A 2070-nucleotide genomic window follows, 5' to 3' on the forward strand; every position below is an offset into this window, starting at 1 on the left:
TTAAGAAAGCGGCACCCAAGTATTCTACCGAATTCGACCACCACATACAGAAGCAAATTCCCGAACGCAAAGAAAAGTTCGGCTAGTGCATTTATCGAGTTCCCGCACCTATCAGTTCTGACGGGTGTAAAACCGACAACCGCCCCCTAGAATCGCCCACAAACAATACTAATCAGCCAACAATAAGAAATACCGAGTCATCCGGAGGTGATCCTTCGGATGAGTTTTTTTGTTTGCTGAGTCGATTCATTCCGCAGCATCGTATTTCTTTTTATAACGGCTGCCCTCAACAAGCCGTTGTAACGCTCTCTCCCACCTCTACTATCGGGATGAGCAATGGTCAGCCGCTCGTCACTGTCAAACTAACTGATTGCATCCTTACAACCTTGTAAATATCTGAATGAGGTAGTAGCCTTTTCGTGCGTTCTCAACAAGCCAAAACCAACAATGAAGATATACCGCTCAATCAAGGAACCAACAAGGGAAAACCTTAACTGGGAAGAACGTTGGAAAGGTGCCGATCAAGGACTTATTACTTGTTGGGAGACTGGGCGAAATAAGAGGAGAGAAGCTCCAGAGCTTGCGTCTCAGGCGTGCGCGGGTCAGCTAGTCATACTGCCTTGGAAGGGCGGTGTGGAAAAAGCAATAAAAAAGAAACAGAAATACGGAACACTTTTTTACTTGGCAATGTGGCAAGGCTTGCGCGGTGAAGACCTCGACATTGATCTGGACTCCGAGCCTGTCTTAACTTGCTCGGTAACAGGTATGACGGTCGTTTTTACTGGTGAATATAAGAAGTACGCTGAGGCCTAACCCCCGTGCAATTTTCTGCCATTGACGTCGAGACGGCCAACCCATGCATGGGATCAATCTGTCAAATTGGCATAGCGAGATTTGAAGGAGGTCAGCTTGTTGAGGAATGGGTAACGCTAGTCGATCCTGAGGACTATTTCGATGACGTTAATGTCTCTATCCATGGCATAGGCCCGAGCATGGTGAGAGGCAAGCCCAAGCTCCCGGATGTTGCCGACAATCTACGTAGGCTCCTAGAATCCACGGTCAGCGTTTGTCATACACACTATGACCGCATCGCATTAACTTGCGCCTTCGCTAAGTACGGACTCCAACCTATTTCAACTTCGTGGCTTGACTCAGCCCGAGTCGTTCGGCGTACTTGGACGGACTTAGCATATAAGGGTTACGGTCTAGCAAATGTTTGTAATCGGATTGGCTACGAGTTCAAACACCATGACGCGCTCGAAGATGCAAAGGCCGCTGGCTACGTCTTGCTGGCAGCAATGAGAGAGTCACAGCAGGACTTGGAGGCATGGAGTAAGCGGATAAACCAACCCTTATTCCCAGAGCTTTCATCGCAAGGTGCTGCTATCCATCGAGAAGGGAACCCCGAGGGAGACCTGTACGGCGAGGTACTGGTATTCACTGGTGCGCTTGAGTTACCTCGTACTGAAGCTGCAAACCTTGCCGCAAGTCTTGGATGTGAGGTTGCCTCAGGTGTTACCAAGAAAACAACAATTCTCGTTGTTGGTGACCAAGACATAACGAAGCTCGCAGGGTACGAGAAAAGCTCCAAGCATCGTAAGGTTGAGGAGCTTGTGGCTGCTGGTATTCCGATCCGCATAATTACGGAATCGGACTTCAAGGTTTTATGTGCTGGTACTTAATCTGACTTCACTCCTTGAATGCCTCGGCCTCAGGCTTGCAGCTGGTTAAGCTGCGGCCCCATCGTGCAACAAAAAAGGATAGGGGTGATATAGCCGCTAGCCAGCGTATGCGATCTCGAATTCAACCATGGTAACAAAACGACTACCCTTGACTGGTTTCCATGCCAGTATCAGGTTTGATTTTTCGTTCAGTTCCTGGATGGCAGGTTTGATCACACGCCGTGCAATTTCAGAGTATCGCTTATAGGGGAGATTCATCTTGCGGACAAGATCGTTCAGATTGACCTTCAAGGTTTTGGAATTGGGAGCCTGAACAAGTATTTCGTAGAGCTGGATACTGTACAAAGAGCTTAGGGAGTTGATGATTGAAAGCGCACTTCTTTTATTA

The 2070-nt window shown here is 48.2% G+C and carries 3 protein-coding genes; 2 read left to right on the top strand and 1 reads right to left on the bottom strand.

Going from position 1 to position 2070, the window contains the following annotated elements; all coding sequences use genetic code 11:
- The first annotated feature begins 447 nt into the window (after window positions 1-447).
- Window positions 448-813 (top strand): hypothetical protein, encoded by a 366-nt coding sequence (locus VLA04_00080; GenBank protein ID HSI20109.1) that lies wholly within the window; start codon window positions 448-450, stop codon window positions 811-813.
- Window positions 814-818: 5 nt separating this feature from the next.
- Window positions 819-1682 (top strand): exonuclease domain-containing protein, encoded by an 864-nt coding sequence (locus VLA04_00085; protein HSI20110.1) that lies wholly within the window; start codon window positions 819-821, stop codon window positions 1680-1682.
- Between the two features lie 96 nt (window positions 1683-1778).
- Here the strand turns inward: VLA04_00085 and VLA04_00090 are convergent.
- Window positions 1779-2070: replication initiation protein (locus tag VLA04_00090; protein HSI20111.1), on the bottom strand; the 292-nt coding region annotated here is incomplete at its 5' end.

The sequence above is a fragment of the Verrucomicrobiia bacterium genome (assembly GCA_035460805.1).
Taxonomy (GTDB): Bacteria; Patescibacteriota; UBA1384; order CAILIB01; family CAILIB01; genus DATHWI01.

Coding starts and splice junctions, on each gene's coding strand:
- VLA04_00080 (HSI20109.1), top strand. CDS start 448: ATGAAGATATACCGCTCAATCAAGGAACCAACAAGGGAAAACCTTAAC.